This window comes from Methylocystis bryophila, from assembly GCF_027925445.1.
GTDB lineage: Bacteria > Pseudomonadota > Alphaproteobacteria > Rhizobiales > Beijerinckiaceae > Methylocystis > Methylocystis bryophila.
On the sequence record NZ_AP027149.1, the window covers coordinates 2,754,457 to 2,769,145 of the forward strand.

At 65.0% G+C, this 14,689-nt stretch carries 12 protein-coding genes; 7 read left to right on the forward strand and 5 right to left on the reverse strand.

Going from position 1 to position 14,689, the window contains the following annotated elements; translation table 11 throughout:
• Positions 1-4: 4 nt before the first annotated feature.
• From QMG80_RS12815 to QMG80_RS12825, 3 genes are all read right to left on the reverse strand, one after another.
• Positions 5-1,558, reverse strand: a complete 1,554-nt coding sequence (locus QMG80_RS12815; RefSeq protein WP_085773162.1) for a formate dehydrogenase beta subunit — start codon at positions 1,556-1,558, stop codon at positions 5-7.
• On the reverse strand, positions 1,558-2,031 hold the full coding sequence (locus QMG80_RS12820; protein ID WP_085773163.1) for a formate dehydrogenase subunit gamma: 474 nt from the start codon (positions 2,029-2,031) through the stop codon (positions 1,558-1,560). Before QMG80_RS12820 ends, QMG80_RS12815 begins: the two co-directional genes overlap by 1 nt.
• Positions 2,032-2,164: 133 nt before the next feature.
• Positions 2,165-3,067, reverse strand: a complete 903-nt coding sequence (locus QMG80_RS12825; protein ID WP_085773164.1) for a LysR family transcriptional regulator — start codon at positions 3,065-3,067, stop codon at positions 2,165-2,167.
• A gap of 236 nt (positions 3,068-3,303) precedes the next feature.
• Between QMG80_RS12825 and QMG80_RS12830 the strand changes: the two genes are divergently transcribed.
• Together QMG80_RS12830 and QMG80_RS12835 are read left to right on the forward strand one after the other, a co-directional pair.
• Positions 3,304-4,710, forward strand: a complete 1,407-nt coding sequence (locus tag QMG80_RS12830) for a D-alanyl-D-alanine carboxypeptidase family protein (RefSeq protein WP_085773165.1) — start codon at positions 3,304-3,306, stop codon at positions 4,708-4,710.
• Positions 4,707-5,876: a CobW family GTP-binding protein gene (locus QMG80_RS12835; RefSeq protein WP_085773166.1), complete on the forward strand. Its 1,170-nt coding sequence runs from the start codon at positions 4,707-4,709 to the stop codon at positions 5,874-5,876. The genes QMG80_RS12830 and QMG80_RS12835 overlap by 4 nt, the downstream gene beginning before the upstream one ends.
• 44 nt (positions 5,877-5,920) lie before the next feature.
• Here the strand turns inward: QMG80_RS12835 and QMG80_RS12840 are convergent, their stop codons facing one another.
• Both QMG80_RS12840 and QMG80_RS12845 read right to left on the reverse strand, forming a co-directional pair.
• Positions 5,921-6,460, reverse strand: a complete 540-nt coding sequence (locus QMG80_RS12840) for a hypothetical protein (RefSeq protein WP_085773167.1) — start codon at positions 6,458-6,460, stop codon at positions 5,921-5,923.
• A 70-nt stretch (positions 6,461-6,530) separates the two neighbouring features.
• The gene (locus tag QMG80_RS12845; RefSeq protein ID WP_085773168.1) at positions 6,531-7,244 is read right to left on the reverse strand and encodes a hypothetical protein; all 714 of its coding nucleotides are present in this window, start codon (positions 7,242-7,244) and stop codon (positions 6,531-6,533) included.
• Positions 7,245-7,870: 626 nt separating this feature from the next.
• Here QMG80_RS12845 and QMG80_RS12850 point away from each other — a divergent pair.
• The 5 genes from QMG80_RS12850 to guaB all read left to right on the forward strand — a co-directional run bounded on the left by QMG80_RS12850 (position 7,871) and on the right by guaB (position 14,669).
• A complete protein-coding gene (locus QMG80_RS12850; RefSeq protein ID WP_245299996.1) occupies positions 7,871-9,253 on the forward strand; it encodes a tetratricopeptide repeat protein in 1,383 nt (460 codons plus the stop codon).
• Between the two features lie 16 nt (positions 9,254-9,269).
• Entirely contained in the window at positions 9,270-10,094 is an 825-nt protein-coding gene (locus tag QMG80_RS12855; protein ID WP_085773169.1) for a FecR family protein, read from the forward strand.
• Positions 10,095-10,361: 267 nt separating this feature from the next.
• A complete protein-coding gene (locus QMG80_RS12860; RefSeq protein ID WP_085773170.1) occupies positions 10,362-11,216 on the forward strand; it encodes a FecR family protein in 855 nt (284 codons plus the stop codon).
• Between the two features lie 100 nt (positions 11,217-11,316).
• Complete coding sequence (locus tag QMG80_RS12865) at positions 11,317-13,092, forward strand: ABC transporter transmembrane domain-containing protein (protein ID WP_085773171.1); 1,776 nt, start codon at positions 11,317-11,319, stop codon at positions 13,090-13,092.
• 86 nt (positions 13,093-13,178) lie between these two features.
• Complete coding sequence (gene guaB / locus QMG80_RS12870) at positions 13,179-14,669, forward strand: IMP dehydrogenase (protein ID WP_085773172.1); 1,491 nt, start codon at positions 13,179-13,181, stop codon at positions 14,667-14,669.
• Positions 14,670-14,689: the final 20 nt, after the last annotated feature.

Below are 14,689 nucleotides of genomic sequence, written 5' to 3' on the forward strand. Positions count from 1 at the left end.
CTCCTCATTCCGCCGCGGCGGCAACGGACTTCCTGCGGAAGTCTTCGGGAAAATGGCGCAACGCGCTGAGCACGGGGTAGGGCGCGAAGCCCCCGAGAGCGCAGAGCGATCCAAACTTCATGGTGTTGCACAGATCCTCGAGCAGAGCGATCTCCGCCTCGACGTTGAAGCCCTCTCGGATCTTGTCGATCGTCTCGACGCCCCGCGTCGAGCCGATCCGGCAGGGTGTGCATTTTCCGCAGCTTTCGATCGCGCAAAACTCCATGCCGAAGCGGGCCATCTGCAACATATCGACCGTGTCGTCGAACACGACCAGGCCGCCATGGCCGATCAGCGCGTCGCGCTTGGCGAAATCCTCGTAGTCAAAGATGAGGTCGAAGTCCTTGACCGGGACATAGGCTCCGAGCGGACCGCCGCACTGAACGGCGCGCACGGGCCGGCCGGAATGAGTCCCGCCGCCGATCTCATTGACAATCTCGCCGAGCGTCAGGCCGAAGTCGACCTCGCAGAGCCCGCCATACTTGACGTTGCCGGCGATCTGCAGCGGCATGGTGCCGCGCGAGCGCCCGACTCCGCAATCGGCGTAGGCTTGCGCGCCCTCCTCGAAGATCATCGGGATCGTCGCGATCGAGAGCACATTATTGACGATCGTGGGCTTGGCGAAGAGGCCGGCGATGGCCGGGAAGGGGGGCTTGGCCCGCACGATGCCGCGCTTGCCCTCGAGGCTCTCCAGCAGCGACGTCTCCTCGCCGCAGACATAGGCGCCGGCGCCGATGCGCAGCTCTACGTCGAAAGCGAAATCCGAGCCCCGGACCCTCGGGCCGAGCCACCCGGCTTCGCGCAGGATCTCGATCGCGCGGCCGAAGACTACCGCGGTCTGCGGATACTCCGAGCGCAGATAGACATAACCTTTCGAGGCGTTGACGGCGTAGCCGGCGATGATCATGCCCTCGAGCAGCGCGAAGGGATCGCCCTCCATGATCATGCGGTCGGCGAAAGTGCCGCTGTCGCCTTCGTCCGCGTTGACGACGACATAGCGGCGATCCGCCGGCGTGTCGGCGACCGTCTTCCACTTGATCCCCGTCGGGAAGCCGGCGCCGCCGCGTCCGCGCAGACCGGATTTCGTCACCTCCGCGACCGCTTCGGCGGGCGACATGGCGAAGGCCTTCGCCAGACCCACGCCGCCGCCCAGCGACTCATAGTCGGACAGCGAGAGCGGATCGGTGATTCCGCAGCGCTTGAAGGTCACGCGATGCTGGCGCTTCCAGAAGGGGTGGTCCTCGACCTTGCCGATCGAGAGCTTGTGCTGAGCGCCGGTGAGAAAGCCCGACTCGAAGAGCGAGGCGACGTCTTTTGCCGCCACATTGCCGTAACCGATCCGACCCTGTGGGGTCTGGACCTCGACGAGCGGCTCCAGCCAGAGCAATCCGCGCGAGCCGTTGCGCACGATCTGGACGTCGAGGCCGCGCGCCGAGGCTTCCTTGGCGATCGCCGCGGCGACCTTGTCCGCGCCCATGGCCTTGGCGGCCATGTCGAGAGGAACGAAGACTTTCGTCATCACAGGCGCGCCTCCGCAACGATTGCGTCGAGCGTCTCGCCGTCGACGCGCCCGATCGGCTCGCCGTCAAAGAGCGCCGAAGGGCTATGGGCGCAGAGCCCCAGGCAGTAGACAGGCTCGATCGTCAGCGCGCCGTCCGGCGTCGTGTGATGCCAATCCGTCTTGATTCTTTCGAGGAAGTCTTGGGCGATCTTCTCCGACCCCATCGATTGGCACGATTCCGCACGGCAGATCTTCAGCACATGGCGGCCGGCCGGCTCTCGGCGAAAGTCGTGATAGAAGGTGACGACGCCGTGCATCTCCGCCCGCGACACGTTGAGCGCCTGCGCGATTTGAGGCACGGCCGCCTCTGGGACGCAGCCGAACTCTTCTTGCAATGCGTGCAGTATCGGCATGGCGGGGCCCTCCAAATGGAGATGCGCATCGATAATCTCCTGCGCGCGCGCGGAGTCCCAAGCAGCGACTTGCGACATTTCTTCCCTTTTTGACCGTGAGCCGAACGCCGGCGCGCGGCGCGGTTCTTCTATTTTGATTAGTTGAAAGATGAGATTGCCGTAATTTCAGGTTCCAATCAATGGCCGGGAACCATAGAACGATAGAAACAGCCTATGGTAGGTTCAAAGCCCCGCTTTCTGCGAACTTTCTGGCTTCGACGAGGAGAGCGGCGACGAGGGGCGGCGCCGGCTCGCGCTGCGGAGCGACGAGGCCGATCTCATGCACCGCCTCGGGCTCGACGATGGGGATCGAGCGGAGCGGGGGCGTCACGCCGAGGGTCTGCGCAATCTTCTCCGGCATGACGGTCGCCCAGCGGCCCGCCTTGACGTGATCGTAAAGCAGAATAATCGAATTCGATTCGAGCACGGTCTGCGGGGGCTTGCCGGCTTCTCGCATCAACTGGTCGACGATGCGGCGATTTTGCATGTCGGGCGTGAGAAGACATAGCGTCAGGCGCGCGACCTCGGCCCAGGTGACGCGCTCGCGATCGCCAAGCGGGTTTCCCGCGACGGTCAGCAGCCGATAGCGTTCTTTCCACAAGGGCACGCTGCGCACGCGCCCGAGCGGCTCATTGTCGAGATAGGTCAGGCCGCCGTCGATCTCGAGATTGTCGAGCATGGCCAGAATGTCGACCGAGGCCGCGCTGATGACCTTGACGCGGACGCCCGGGTGCTTGTCGAGGAACGGCGCGATGAGGGACGAGACGGCTCCGAGCGCGGTCGGTATGGCGGCGAGTCTGAGCTGGCCGGAGAGCCCGTCGCGCAACGATCGCGCCTCCTGTCGCATCGCGCGGGTGTCCGCGACGATGCGCTTCGCCCAGACCAGCACATGCTCCCCCTCGCGAGTGAGCCCGTGGTACCGCGAGGAGCGATTGACGAGCAGCACGCCGAGCGAGTCCTCGAGCTGCTTCACGCCCGCGGAAAGCGTGGGTTGAGTCACCCCGCAAACCTCCGCAGCGCGCGAGAAGCTCTGCTCTCCCGCGAGCGCGATGAAGAACTCCAGCTTGTCGATCACCCGAGACGTTTCCCCTTTACCGCATTGTAGGTTTAGCACGAGCGGCGGCGGGCGTCGGACGCTTTCAGGCGATCAGGCGAAAAGATTCACGATTCGACCCCCGAGGCGCCTTTCGAGATGATCGGCAACGCCCTAGGCGCCCGAATTGCGCCGGATTTGGCGAGTTTGGTAAACTCGTCATAAAGGGGCTCGGGCTCGCGACTTTCGAGACGCGGCGCGGATCGGGGAATTTGCGCATGAAACTTTCATCCGGGGGCGCGTTACGCCGAGTCGTCGCCTTGGTTTTGGGTCTGGGACTCGCTGGCCCGGCTATGGCCACGCCTTCGATCGTCATCGACGTTGCGACCGGGCAGGTGCTCGAGCAGGATCAGGCGACCGCAGTCTGGTTTCCCGCCTCGACCACGAAGCTCATGACCGCCTATGTCGCGCTCGACGCGGTGCGCAAAGGACGGATCACGCTCGACACGCCGCTCGTCGTTTCGGAGCGCGCGACCGAGCAGGCGCCGTCGAAAATGGGCTTTCGCGCCGGGCAGCAGGTGACCCTGCGCAATGCTCTCGTCATGCTCATGGTCAAGTCGGCCAATGACATAGCGGTCACGATCGCCGAAGGAGTCTCGGGCTCGATCGAAGCCTTCGCGGGCGAGATGAACCAAGCCTCGGCGGCGATTGGCATGAAGGAATCCTATTGGGTCAATCCGAACGGGCTGCCCGACGATCGCCAGGTCTCCTCGGCCCGCGACCTGGCGCTTCTGGGACGAGCGCTGCTGGTTGATTTTCCCGAATCCGCCGACCTCTACCACATCGGCGCTTTTCGCATCGGCCGGCGGATCATGCCGACGCACAACGGTCTGCTGAAGCAATATCCCGGCGCCGACGGCATGAAGACCGGCTTCACCTGTCCCGCCGGCTATAATCTGGTGGCCTCGGCGACGCGCGGCTCGAAGAAGCTCATCACGGTCGTGCTCGGCGCGCCAAGCGGCGCGGCCCGCACCTTGCGCACGGCGGCGCTGTTCGATCGCGCCTTCCAGGGAGCGCAGCCCCAAGGTCTCGCCTCCGAGCTGCCGGGTCCCGGCGTCGGGCCGGCGCCCGACCAGCGCGACAAGATCTGCGTGCGCCACGGCAAGGCGCATAAGCAATATGTGGCCGAATTCGAGGATGCGCCGATCCAAATGCTCGGCGACTCCGCGCAGAAGTCGGGGGAGGGGCATCTCAACGCGCAGCCCCTCGCTTTCGACCCGGTCCTCGTTCATACGGGTCCGATCGAGGGATATGCCGGACCGGTGGCCAAGCCTCGCGATCCGAAGCTCGCCGTGGGCGCGGATGAGCCCGGCGGACCTCAACTCGTTCCCGCGCCGCTTGCGGAGCCTGGCAAGCTGACCGTCTGGGGCGCCGGCGGAAGAGCCTTCGCGGCCGCGGCGGGGCAGGACGATGCGGAGGAGCCGCATGGAAAGTCCGGCAAGCATAAGGCGAAAGGGAAGGGCCATCATCACGACTCCGCCAAGGCGCAAGACAGCGCTGAAAGCGGCGACGATTCCGAGCCAGCAAAAGGTAAGCCGCGCAAGCATGGGCCCGGCAAGGCGAAGCATCATTCGTCGCGCTCGACCGCCGCGGCGGGCGGGAGCCGCGTTGCGGAGGCGAGATGAGCGCTTGGGCGCCCGCTGAGCCCCGCCGTCCCCCGCCGCCCCTTCCGCTAACGGTCCTCACCGGCTTTCTTGGGGCCGGCAAGACGACGCTGCTCAATCAACTGCTCGCATCGAGCGAATTTGCCGACACGCTGGTTCTGATCAACGAATTCGGCGAGATCGGGCTCGACCATCTCTTCGTCGAGAAGATCGACGGCGACATGATCGTGATGAGCTCGGGCTGCGTCTGCTGCACGATTCGGGGCGATCTCGTCGCGGCGCTCGAGGATGCGCTGCGCCAGCGCGACAACGGCCGAATTAGGCCTTTCACGCGCGTCGTGCTGGAGACGACAGGACTCGCCGATCCTGCGCCGATCCTGCATGCGATCATGCGCCATCCTTATCTCTTGCTGCGCTACCGGCTCGATGGGGTCGTGACGCTCGTTGACGCGGTGAACGGCGAAGCGACGCTCGACGCCCATGAGGAGGCGGTCAAGCAAGCCGCCGTCGCGGACCGAATTGTCATCACGAAGACCGATTTGCCTCGCGGTGCGGAAAATCTCGGCAAGCTCCGCGCAAGGCTTGCCGCGCTCAATCCGACGGCGCGCATCCTGATCGCCGCAGATGGCGAGGCGTCGGCTGCGGCCCTTCTCGATTGCGGCCTCTATGACGCCGAAGGAAAGACCCCGCGGCTCGATGCTTGGCTCAACGCTCGAAGCCTGCTCGCCGAAGATGAGCACGACCACGATCATGCTCACGACCACGAGCATGGTCACGATCACGGCCACGCCGACGTCAATCGCCATGACGCGCATATTCGCGCCTTCTGCATGACGAGCGACAAGGCGCTCGCCCCTCAAGCCTTCGACCTTTTTCTCGAGCTCTTGCGCCAGGCCCACGGCCCGCGGCTTCTGCGCGTCAAAGGGATCGTTGCGCTTTCCGACGACGCCAATTCTCCCGTCGTGATCCATGGCGTGCAGCACGTCTTCCATCCGCCGCACCGTCTCGCCGCTTGGCCCGACGCCGACCGCCGCACCCGGATCGTCTTCATCGTCAAAGATTTGGAGGAGCGCTTCGTCTCGGGCCTCTACGCGGCTTTCGCCGGCGCGCCGGCGGTGGACGCGCCCGATCCCGCGGCGCTCCTCGACAATCCGCTGGCGCCGCGTGAAGGCGGCTTGCTGGGGTAAGCCGAATGCTCCCCGGCTCCGCCTGAACGCAGCGCATCTTGCGCTCAAACGCCCGTCGGATGCGCGCCAATGCTTGTTCCATGCGGCGCTGGGATCACTCTTGTGGCGCTCGGCGCAGTGCGCTTTCCGCTCGGCTTCGACTCCTTCCAATGCGCGGGGCGCGTGGCCGACTTGTTCGCCGACGTCGGCCCTGCAGCCGCCGTGGCGGCGCCTTTTTGCGCAGGAGGGGACGCTAAAAACGCCGCGGCCGGCTTCGCCGGCGTCTCCATCGGCGTCGGAGCGGCGTTCGCCTTATCGGCCGTAGCCGCGGCGGCCGTGGTCGCCGTGGCGGGCGCGGCAGGTTCGGCGACCTGGGTCGGCGCGGGCAGACTGGCGTGGCAGACTTTGAAAAATTCCCCCCAGCTTTGGCCGTTGAGCGTATCGGCGACTTTGGCGGCTTCGTACCGGTCGCCGCATTCGTGCTGCCTTTCGAACATGAGCAGGGCTTGGTTGCCCGCGCCGGTCGTGACGCCCAAGGCGACGACGCCGACAGTGGCGGTGATCAGGCCTGCCGCCGCAATCGATAAACGGGTTCGCATCGACATGACTATGCCCTCGTAAAGCGGATCAAAAGGCTACGCTCCCGCGTTGCGCGCGGGAGCGTAGCGTCAGGCTTCATTGCTGCCAGGGACGCATGAAGCTCAGAACCGTTGCGCTGAGGCTCCCGCCGGTCAGGACCACCGTGGCCCCAAGCGTGAGCAGGGCGACAAGGTTCAGCGTCAGATCGGCCTGATGGCCGGCGATCGCGAGCGTTCCGAGCACGATGGCCGCCAAGCCTGCGAGCGCTTGAATACCGGCGGAGCCGGCGGCCATGTCGCTCGCGAGAATCTCGCGCCCCACCATTTGCGCCGCCTGAGTTTGCGTTGTCCCCAGTCCGCTTCTCGTCGAGGCGCGCCCGAGCACATAAAGGCGCCAGACCGAATTGCTCGTGAGCACGAGAGCCGTCCCGAATGCGATCGAAGCGGCCGGAGTGAGGATTGCGGACTCGATGCCGAGCAGGGCCAGGACGCCGAGGACGACGCCCGCTGCGCCGACCAGAAACAAGATAGAAAGGCTTGCGCCCCCAAACTGGTCGACCGACACGTCGCTCGCGTCGCTCTTGAGGCCTTGCGGAAAGTAGATCGCGGCGAATTCGGACAGCATCGTTCCGCCCTGAATCATCAGCGCCACGCCAAACACGATCGTCGCGATCGCCGCCAAGAACGCTCCGTGGACGCCGGCCAGTCCAATCACCGCGAGAACAATGGTCGCCACGCCGCCGATCGCGTCCGCAAGCCCCCCATAGGCGGCAGTTTCGCCATAGGCGGTTTCTTTCATCGTATACGCCATATCGTCACCTCTCGTAGGCCCGACCCGAGGCGCTCCAGGGACGAGCCATTGGCGCTTGCAGCGCAGTCCTCGCCGTGCGTGAATATGGCGGATTGGGCCCGGCTCGATATGAAGCAGGCGATTTCAGATGCGCGCATTTGGAGCGTCGCCAAGGAACTTGTTCAAGATGCCGAGCTATCAATTCGGCTAAACCCTTACGTAGTTATAACTGCATCTGCTCAATGCGACGGCGCTGCAGTAAGTAAATATAGAAATAATGATGCTAAGCTTGCTGATCGTGGGACCAATTGAGAAACTGTATCATTACCGCGTAATGCCGAGCTGGGCCCGGAGAGAGAAGAACTAGAACAACAGCGTCAGCGCAGCATTAAGAGACGCCAAGCGCACGGCCTGACGCGAAAAATCGATAGAGCGGATTTTCATGCGGAGCATGCTCTTTCATCCATATTTTCTGCAGCCTGATGCAGCGTGAGCTGAGGTGTTTGCTTCTCAACCGTTGCGATTTCACTGTGGTAATGGCGCCACAGCGCTTGGATTTTTTATGCCGCGCTCTCCGGAAGCCTGTTCAAGCTCTTGCGTTGGTGTAACAGTTTTTCTCTGCTCAAGCGCGGGTAGTCGGAGGCGACGTGTCTAGACCCTCTCAAGTTCCATGGTTGGCCTTGGTCGCGGGCTTGACCGCGGCTGTGGCTGCGGTGGGCGCCCGCGCACAGGAACTACAGGTCGACTTTCCGGCGTTCGGCGGCGAAGCGGGGGCGCAGTCGCATGGCGAGCTCGACCGTCTCGCCGAGGAAATTCGCCTCCATCCCACCGACTACGACAAGACTTACGCTTACATCCGGCTCGCTTCGCAGCTCGGCTATGACGAAGAAGCGATCAGCGCGCTTCAGCGCCTACTGATGTTCAACCCGGGTCTTGCCCGCGCCCGAAAGGAGCTTGGCTATCTCTACGCGAAGCTCGGCGCCGATCGCAGCGCCGAGTTGCAGCTACGCCGGGCGCTCGAGTCGCCCAATCTCGATTCCGCTCAAAAAGCGCAGATCGAGGCGCAATTGCCCGACGTCGAGAAAGCTTCCGAGGATAAGCGTCTCTACGGCAGCCTGCAGATCGGCATGCGCTCGCAATCGAACGCCAATTTTTTCCCCGCTGGAGGGCTGTTCGGCGTGGGCGGCGTGCAGACGAACGCGCTCGTCGGTCAGCGCGCCGACATCAACACCTTCGAGTTGCTCCAGGCTGGGCTCGACTGGGATTTTCTCGGTCACAACGGGCCGACGCTCGAGACGCGAGGCCTGATCTATGCGACGCAGCAGTTCAGCCTGTCGCAATATGACGTCGCGCTGTTCGCCGGCTCGATCGGGCCGCGTTTCGAGATCGCCCCGGGACTTTCGGTCAAGCCCTATGCGACGGGCGCGGCGTCCATTCTAGGCGACATCAACTATCTGAATGACGGAGGCGGCGGGATCACCTTCCGCAAGAATTTCGGCCGGGACCTCGTGCTGGAGCCCGGCTTCGAATACCGCAGCCTCTACGTCTATGATGGTGGTCCCTGGCCTTGGGGCTGGGCGTCGCATTCTGTCGCGACGCTCGCGACTGGCGACGTCTACACGGGCTCGCTGAACGCCTTTTATCGCTTCAGCGACCTGGTGAAATTCGAGGGAAGAGGCGCCTATTCACGGGCGAGCGCGATCCTTTCGTCTCAGTCCTCCGATACGATAGACATCGAGGCCATGCTGCGCTTCGAATTCGATCCGCCCGCGCGCGAGCTGCCGCGCCGCTGGACGATCGCCCCCTATGCGCGCTTCATGCAGATGGCGTTCGATTCTCCGAATTTTTTGGTTGATCCCTTGCATGCCCGCCGCGACGACCTGTGGACCTACGGCGTCGCGCTCGACCTGCCCGCCGGCGCCCAGTGGGGCTTCTCCGGCCACGTAGAGTTTTTGCGCAACGACTCGAACATCTCGAATTTCAGGACGCACAACCTATCCGTGGTGTTCGGTCCCGTGGCGAAGTTCTAGAGAAGGGGCGACGAAGATGAAGATCCTGCTGCCGCTTCTCGTCGCCGCGTCGACGGCCTTCGCCGGAGCGGCGATGGCCGAGGCCGTCGGCAATGTCGGGGCGGTCAATCAGTCCGCCGAGGGCGGCGGTCAGAAGCTTTTCGTCGGCGGGGGGGTCGAGCAGGGCGAGCGCATCACGACAAACGCCATAGGGTCGGCGCAGATCGTTTTTCGCGACAAGTCGACGATGACGGTCGGCCACGGCAGCTCGCTCACCATCAACAAGTTCGTCTACAACGGGCAACAGGGCGTCGGCGCGCAGTCCGCGAAGCTGACCAAAGGCGCCTTGCGCTTCGTCGGCGGCGCAGTCAGCCATTCCGAGGGCGCGAGGATCGAGACGCCGTCCGCCGACATGGCGGTTCGTGGCGGCATGGCCTATGTGTGCCTCAATTGTCAAAACACGATCTTTGCAGCGCTGACGGGCGAGGTGATCGTGAGCAACCGCAAGTCGACCGTCACGGTTCCTCCGGGCGAGATGGTGACGATCCTGCCGGACGGGACAATCTCGCAGCCGACCCCTATCCCGATGGACCTCCTCGAATCGCTCGACTCCCGTTTTGCGAGCGGCGCCGGGCAGGACGGCGGCGCTCGAATCCCGCCGACCGAGATTGGCGCCAATCAGCAGCTCGGCGACAGGCGCCTGCCGGACTGGACCCCTTGGCAAGGGTTAGGTTACGTTGGCGCCTTCTGGGGCGGCAACGCCATCGTGCAGGGTCAGGCGGAGGCCAACAATCAGGGTTCGGCCAATACGGTGCGTGTGCTCACGACGCCTGTAAGGCGGCCGCGACGGCCCCCGGGTTAGATCACGCTACCTTCAGGCGGAGTCGCCTGAACACACAGAAAACTGATCGATTCTTGAAATTTAGAGCGCGATTGGTGCGAAGAAGCTGTTTCCACTTTTTCGCGTCGCGCTCTAGCGGGCCTCGCCCTCGCGCCCGTTGGCGCGGCGGGGCTTCCCAGGTCGTCTGGCGTTGGGGAAGCGACTGGAGCATCTCGAGGTTCTGGACGCACGGGCTGTCCGTCGCATTCCGCCCTGTGGCGAAGTTGTAGAGAGGGGAGGGCGAAGAAAGTGAAAATCCTCCTGCCGCTGCTCCTCGCCATGTCGACGGCCTTCGCCGGGGCGGCGTTGGCCGAGTCCGTCGGCAATGTCGGGGCGGTTAACCAATCCGCGGAGGGTAACGGCCAAAAGCTTTCGGTCGGCGCAGGCGTGGAGCAGGGCGAGCGGATCACGACAGACGCCAAAGGGTCGACACAGATCGTTTTTCGCGACAAGTCGACGATGACGGTCGGGCACGGCAGCTCGCTCACCATCACCAAATTCGTCTACGACGGGAACGAGGGCGTCGCCGCGCAGTCCGCGAAGCTGACCAAGGGCGCCATGCGCTTCGTCGGCGGCGCGGTCAGCCACTCCGCGGGCGCGAAGGTCGAGACGCCCTTTGGCACCTTATCGGTTCGCGGCGGCATGGCCTATGTATGCCTCAACTGCCAAAACACGGTCTTTGCGGCGCTGACGGGCGTGGTGACGCTGAGCCATGGCGCCTCGACGGTCACGATTTCTCCTGGCGAAATGGTGACGGTCCTGGCGGACGGGACATTCTCCTCGCCCACCCCCATTCCCCTGGATCTCCTCGAGACCTTGGATTCACGATTTGCGAGCAGCGAGGGGCAGAGCGGCGGCGCTCCGGATCCGCCGCAGGAGGAGGGCGCCAATCAACAGCTTAGCGGCGCCCGCATGCCGGATTCGACCCCTTGGCAAGGGCTGGGCTACGTCGGCGCGTTCTGGGGCGGCAATGCGGTGGTGCAGGGGCAGGCGCAGGCCAATAATCAGAGCTCGGCGGGCACGGCGCATGTGCTGACGACGCCGCGGCCGCGGCCGCCCGCGGCGCATCGGGCTTGCAGCGGGAACAACTGCTTCCCTCAGTAAAGACCTGGAGGTTTTGCGCGCGAAACAGGGGGTGTGGCGTTTTCCCCAGCTCCCTCCGATCCCCTGTCGCCTTCCGGCTTCTTCGACGGTATAAGCCGCCATGACCGACGAGGCCGCCCCCGAAAAGACGAGCCGTCTGAAGACGCTCGCGCCGCTGCGACGATTGCTCCCCTATGCGTTGCGCTATTGGCTGCGCATCCTGCTGGCTCTGATCGCGCTCAGCGTCGCCGCTGGCGCCACGCTGGCGTTGCCGCTCGCCGTGCGGGCGATGATCGACCAGGGCTTTTCCAAAGATAACGCCGGCTCGGTCAATGCGAGCTTCGGCGCGCTCATCGGCGTCGTCGGCGCGCTGGCGCTCGCTTCCGGCTCCCGATACTATCTCGTCATAACGCTCGGGGAGCGAGTGGTCGCGGATCTCCGCTCCGATCTCTTCCAGCATCTGACGCGCCTCGATGCGCGCTTCTACGAGACCGCCAAGACCGGGGAGCTCCTCTCGCGGCTCACCAGCGACACGACGCAGCTTAAATCCGCCTTCGGCGCGTCGGCCTCGATCGCCCTGCGCAATTTCTTCCTTTTTCTCGGCGCGATCGTCATGATGGTCGTGACGAGCTTCAAGCTTTCCCTCGTCGCGCTTGCGGCCATACCGGTGATCGTGCTGCCGCTCATCGCCTCCGGACGCGCGGTGAAGGGCCGCTCGCGCCTGGCGCAGGACGCGCTCGCCGAGGCGTCGGCCTATGCCGGCGAAAACCTCGCGGCGGTGCGCACGATGCAGGCCTGCGGCGCGGAGCCGCAAATCGTCGAGCGCTTTCACCGCGCAGCGGAGGCAGCCTACACGACCGCGCGCGACGCGACGCAACTGCGCGCCCTGGTCACGGCTGGCGCGATCTTTCTCGTCTCCTGCAGCGTCGTGGCCGTGCTCTGGCTCGGCGCGCATGACGTGCTCGCAGGCAAGATGAGCTCGGGCGTGCTGTCGCAATTCGTGCTCTACGCCGTGCTCGGCGCGAGCTCGCTGGGCGAGCTGTCGCAGGTCTGGAGTGAGGCGGCGGCGGCGGCGGGCGCAGCCGGGCGCATCGGCGAGATCCTAAGGGTGCGGCCGACAATCGCCGCGCCGCCCAAGCCCAAAGCGCTCAAGGAGCCGGTGCGCGGGCGCATCGCCTTCGAGAAGGTGAGCTTCTCCTATCCGAGCGCAAACGGCGTCAAAGCGATCGACGAGCTGTATCTGACGATCGAGCCGGGAGAGCGCGTTGCGGTGGTCGGTCCCTCGGGAGCGGGCAAGTCGACGCTCTTCCAGCTGCTGACGCGCTTCTACGACGTCGATTCCGGCGCGGTCTCGCTCGACGGGATCGATGTCCGCGAGCTCGATCCGCGGGCGCTGCGCAGATCAATCGCGCTCGCGCCGCAAGACCCCGTGATCTTCGGGACGAGCGTCGCGGAAAACATCGCCTATGGCCGCTACGGGGCGCCGCGGCGCGAGATCGAGGCGGCCGCCCGCCGCGCCCAGGCGCATGACTTCATCGCGGCCCTGCCCAACGGTTACGACACACAGCTCGGCGAGCGCGGGGTGACTCTTTCGGGCGGTCAGCGACAGCGCCTCGCGATCGCCCGCGCGATCCTCGCCGACGCGCCTGTGCTTCTTCTGGACGAAGCGACCTCGGCGCTCGACGCCGAAAATGAAAAGCTCGTGCAAGCCGCGCTCGAGGACGTGATGGCGGGGAGGACGAGCCTCGTCATCGCGCACCGGCTGGCGACCGTGCTCGAAGCCGACCGAATTGTCGTGCTCGAGGGCGGGCGTATCGTCGAGGAGGGCGTCCACGAGACCCTCGTCGAAAACGGCGGGCTCTATGCGCGGCTCGCGCGACTGCAATTTAATGTCTAGCGGCGCGTTCCCCTCGAACGGAATCGCTCGCGCGGAAACCTCCGCCGCCGCCGGGAGAAGTCAAGCAAGAATCCGGAGTTCATGTGATGTGCGCCAAATTCGTTGAGGCCGTGAGCGAGGCCCTCACTTTCGACGACGTGCTGCTGCAGCCGGGCCATTCTCGCGTCCAGCCTTCCGGCGTCGACGTGAGCACGCGGCTCACGCGCGACATCGAGCTGCATTTGCCGATCATCTCGGCGGCGATGGACACGGTGACCGAGGCGCGTCTCGCCATCGCCATGGCGCAGGCCGGCGGCATTGGCGTGATCCACCAGAACCTCACGCCCGCCGATCAGGCGGGCGAGGTGCGCAAGGTCAAGCGCTATGAAAGCGGCATGGTCGTCGACCCGATCACGATTCATCCCGACGAGACGCTCGCCGACGCGCTGGCGTTGATGGCCAGGAACGGCATCTCGGGCATTCCGGTCGTCGAGCGTCCCAACGGCGCGAAAAAGGGCAGGCTCGTCGGCATATTGACGAACCGCGACGTGCGCTTCGCCCAGGATCGCAGCCAGCCCGTCGCCGAGCTGATGACCAAGAGCCTCATCACCGTGCGCGAAGGCGTCTCGCGCGACGAGGCCCAGCGCCTGCTGCACCAGCACCGCATCGAAAAGCTTCTCGTCGTCGACGAGGATTACTCCTGCGTTGGCCTCGTCACCGTGAAGGACATCGAAAAGGCGACGCAGCATCCCTATGCTTGCAAGGACGCGGAGGGCCGGCTGCGCGTCGCGGCGGCGACGACGGTCGGCGATCATGGCTTCGAGCGCGCGCTGCAGCTCATCGACGCCGGAGTCGATTGCCTCGTCATCGACACGGCGCATGGCCATTCGCAAGCTGTGCTCGACCAGGTCGCGCGCGTGAAGAAGACGAGCAACAAGATCTCGATCGTCGCCGGCAATGTCGCGACCGCGGAAGCCGTGAAGGCGCTGATCGACGCCGGCGCCGACGCGGTCAAGGTCGGCATCGGCCCCGGCTCGATTTGCACGACGCGCATCGTCGCGGGCGTCGGCGTGCCGCAGCTCACGGCGGTGCTGAACGCGGCGGCGGAGGCGCAAAAGCAGAATGTGCCGGTCATCGCCGACGGCGGCGTGAAATATTCCGGCGATCTCGCCAAGGCCATCGCCGCGGGCGCCAATGTCGTGATGATCGGCTCGCTGCTTGCGGGCACGGAGGAGTCGCCCGGCGAGGTGTTTCTCTATCAGGGCCGCTCGTTCAAATCCTATCGCGGCATGGGTTCGGTCGGCGCGATGGTCGCGGGCTCGGCGACGCGCTATTTCCAGGGTGACGTGCAGGAGCAGCAAAAGCTCGTGCCGGAAGGCGTGGAGGGCCAGGTGCCCTATCGCGGCCCGGCGGCGCCAATCCTCTATCAGCTCGCAGGCGGTCTGCGCTCGGCGATGGGCTATGTCGGCGCTGCGACAATCCCCGAGTTCCAGCAGCGCGCGCGCTTCGTGCGCATCACCAATGCGGGCTTGCGCGAAAGCCATGTGCATGACGTGACGATCACGCGCGAGAGCCCGAATTATCCGACGGGGGGGTAGGGGAGCTTGCGAGCGTTCTG